Annotated in this window: 4 protein-coding genes; all 4 read right to left on the bottom strand. The window is 34.0% G+C overall.

The features are described from left to right. Positions 1–66: 66 nt before the first annotated feature. Positions 67–981, bottom strand: a complete 915-nt coding sequence (locus tag V7014_RS24320) for a CobW family GTP-binding protein (RefSeq protein WP_335511207.1) — start codon at positions 979–981, stop codon at positions 67–69. Positions 982–1228: 247 nt separating this feature from the next. After that, complete coding sequence (locus tag V7014_RS24315; protein WP_335511204.1) at positions 1229–2098, bottom strand: DUF3298 and DUF4163 domain-containing protein; 870 nt, start codon at positions 2096–2098, stop codon at positions 1229–1231. Next, entirely contained in the window at positions 2091–2606 is a 516-nt protein-coding gene (locus V7014_RS24310) for an RNA polymerase sigma factor (RefSeq protein ID WP_335511202.1), read from the bottom strand. The genes V7014_RS24315 and V7014_RS24310 overlap by 8 nt, the downstream gene beginning before the upstream one ends. Positions 2607–2750: 144 nt before the next feature. Next, positions 2751–3700 (bottom strand): methyl-accepting chemotaxis protein (locus tag V7014_RS24305; RefSeq protein ID WP_335511201.1); only part of this gene is annotated, 950 nt, incomplete at its 5' end.

Below are 3700 nucleotides of genomic sequence, written 5' to 3'. Positions count from 1 at the left end.
TAAAAAATCTGGAAAATACCTATGTATTTTCCAGATTTTTTATTTTATACATACTTCATGTCATTCTTATAGATTTTCCAGCTGTTTCACAATGGCATCTCTATCTAAATTTTGACCAATAATGACGATATTAAGTGGCATTTTCATAAGTTCTGGTATCATAACCGGTGTACCATATGAGTATTGAAATAAAAACGGATATTGAGAATGCGTAAAACCTATATACCCTTTAATTCTGTACACTGTATCAGGCAATGATCTTAACCAATTCTCAAAGCTTTCATATGATATTGACTTATCAAACGTATAAACAATCGTCTGTAACTGTAGATGAGCAATACTATGTTTTGCCGACTTATGCCCATCTTGACTACGTACTTTTCTTCCTTGAAAATCTCGTAATAAAACTTTACTATGATTCGTAAATAAACATAGTGCTTCATTGTTTAAAGATTGAATTTCAAACAATATCTTTGCACTTTCCTCTTCACTTACTTGATCCACTTTGTTCAATAAAATCATATCTGCATGCACAAGTTGTTCAACCATTAATTGACGGATTTGCGGGGTGAATTGCTCTCTATCTTTCCATCTTGAGATATCAACAACTGTTACAATTCCTCTATATTCAAGTTGATTTACTAATAACGGTGACATGATACTATCTACTACTTCCACTGGATGAGCTGCTCCAGTTGTTTCTATATATATGGCATCAAGTTTATTCTCATATAATAAAGACTGTAGCTGTCCTTCTAATTTCTCAGAAATTGTACAACAAATGCAACCATCAAAAAGCTCTTTAAAAGGAACTCCTTCTTCTTCAATTACTGCAGAATCAATGGAAATGCTTCCAAGTTCGTTCAATAGTACAGCAATTTGTCTACCGGCTTCCTTTTCTTGCTTCATAATTTGCTGCAACAAAGTTGTCTTTCCACTACCCAAAAAACCACCAATTATGTATACTTCTGTTTTGTTCATAATAAAACTCCTCTTTACATGGTAATGATGACTAGGCAATAGTATCACAGTTTGCTTTCATATGCACAATTCAACTCGAAAGTAAAAGTGTTTCAAGTATTAATTATTGAGTATGATCCTAAATATGTTCCATATAAATTCGTGTACAATAAGTCACAAACCGAACACTTAACAAAAAAAGGGCAATGTCAGAAAAAGCACATTGAATGTAACCCCTCATTTTCCTGACACTACCCTTTTTAATCACTTATTTAATGTATTCGTTGCTAACAAGTTCCTTCTTAATCACTTTTGTTGGAATTTCAAATTCTACAGTTCCCATATAACCTGGAGCCACTTCATATTCATCAAATGAGATCATTAATTTTCCGTTTTCATTAATATAGAAATTTTGATCTTTTTTAATTTGATTAAACGGTTCAACTAGCTCTTCATCACCCGCACCTTTTACCCAATAAAAGATGTCAGAATCTGCCTTCATTTGAGCTTGCATTTGTTTTTCAATATTTTCACTAATAACCGAAATATAATCATGATCCTTAAAAAGGCTTGGCAGAGTGATTAGGATCTCATCTTTTTTATCAATCGTGTCATACTTCAATGTTGTTGAAGAAGACCCTACTGTATTTTCCACATATCTTCCAACCGATAGGATTCTTTCGTTATCGGTTTTCACTTCAAAGCCACTATTTACGCCTAAATGCCCGCCACCATTTTTCTTTAATTCTTCCATTTCCGTACGGAATTCTTTATATAGCTCTTCATTTTCTTGAAGATATTTCTCATTTAAGCTCTTCTCTAGCTCTTTGTTTTCTAAATTAGTGACTGCTGGTACTTTCAAATTAGCGTTATAGGTTTCATCATTGAAGTGATATTCTCTAAATGTAACTAATTTAACAAGTTTACCTACAACTGGTACATCCGAAAGCGCATATGCGATCGTTGAACTTGTATTAACACTAGCTATAAACAAACTCGCTGCAACTAGTACTCCAATAAGGATTTTCTTTGGTGTTTTTTTCTTATGTTGACGAATCGTTTGTTCAACAATACTTGATAGTTCTGCTGGAATTTCAATGTTATGGTATTCTTTTTTCAGTTCTTCTAATTTATTCATGTATTTTTCCCTCCGAGTAACTGGAATCCAGATCCATTCGTAACAGTTTTAATGCGCGATATAATCGAGTTTTTATGGTATTTGGATTTTCTTCAAGAATATGAGCAATCTCCTCAATCTTAAGGTCTTCAAAGAAACGAAGAGTAATGATCATTCGATATGTATGAGGTAATGCCTCAACTGCTTCTCGTAAATCCATATCCTCATAGCTGTCTTCATTGCCATGTGCCATAAACTCAATCGTTTCATCTTCTACTAATTGCTCTCTCTTCCGCTTTCTAATCATATCTATTGACGTATTAATTATAATTCGATAAAACCAGCTTTTTATAGCAGCTGATTCTTGAATATTCTGGATAGAACAAAGCCCTTTTCGAATCGATTCTTGGACGATATCTAAAGCATCTTGTTGATTTTTAACATAGCTATATGCAAATCGATATAAGCTTTGTTGGTTTTCTGTTACATAGGTTATAAAATCTCTTTCTATTTTCTTTTTGTAAAACATGTCATTACTCCTCTTGATACGTATCAATTTTGAAGACAATGCTAAGACGCAGCTGTCTGTAAAAAAGTTTTGAAAATATAATAAAAAAATCAGTAATAGGCACCACAAATGGATAAATGTCCAAATGGGGTGCCTGTCATCGATTTATTCTTCTTTAATTTTAAAGTGCTTGACTGCCTGTTGAAGCTCATAACTAAGTGTTGTTAGATTAGTTGCATCTTCGGCAACTGTATAAATAGAGCGTGCTTGTTCATCAGCTGAGGCATTTACTTCCTCACAAGCTGCAGCAGTTTGTTGCGCCAACCCTGCCATAACTTGTATAGAATTTAGTACATGGTCTTTGTTACTAGCCACATTTTTGATGTCCTCACTTATACCATCAATAGATTGAGCCATCGATTGAATTAAAGTTGAGATTTGTATAAAGGCATTGTTCGTATCCTGGATGACCATTGCTTGTTTATTGAAAATTTCACCCGTTTGATCCATTTCATCGACTGCCTTTTTCGAACTATCTTGAATAGCTTGAACGATTTTTTTGACATCTTCCGTTGCTAAAACAGATTGCTCTGCAAGTGTTTTAACTTCATTCGCTACAACAGCAAATCCCTTTCCATGCTCTCCTGCTCTCGCAGCTTCAATACTTGCATTTAATGCCAATAAATTGGTTTGAGTAGAAATAGCTGTTATCGTCTCCATTACCTTTTCAATCGTTGCAATTCTTTCATTTAACTCCGTAATAACAGATCCCATAGAAGTGACAAAACCATTTGTGACTTCATTTGTGTTTTGCAATTCCTGTATTTGATGCAATCCTTTTGTATTTAAAGTATTCGTTTCTTCAGTAAGAACTAACATTTCTTTCGTTTTGTCTGATACTCTCTGAATATCATCGCCAAGTGTAATAGATAATTGATTTGCCTTATCAGCGTCTTCAGCAGCATGACTAGCCCCCGTCGCTATTTCAGTGATGGCAGTTGCTATTTGTTCGCTGGAAGCTTGGGTTTCTTCTGAAACAGCACTTAAATTTTCACTCGAGCTTAATACATTGTTAGAGGACTGATTTACAGTTGAGATAATACCTCTTAATTGAT

Source organism: Bacillus sp. JJ722, assembly GCF_036963345.1.
Classification (GTDB): Bacteria; Bacillota; Bacilli; order Bacillales; family DSM-1321; genus Bacillus_AD.
This window is presented reverse-complemented; position numbering and strand designations above follow the sequence as displayed.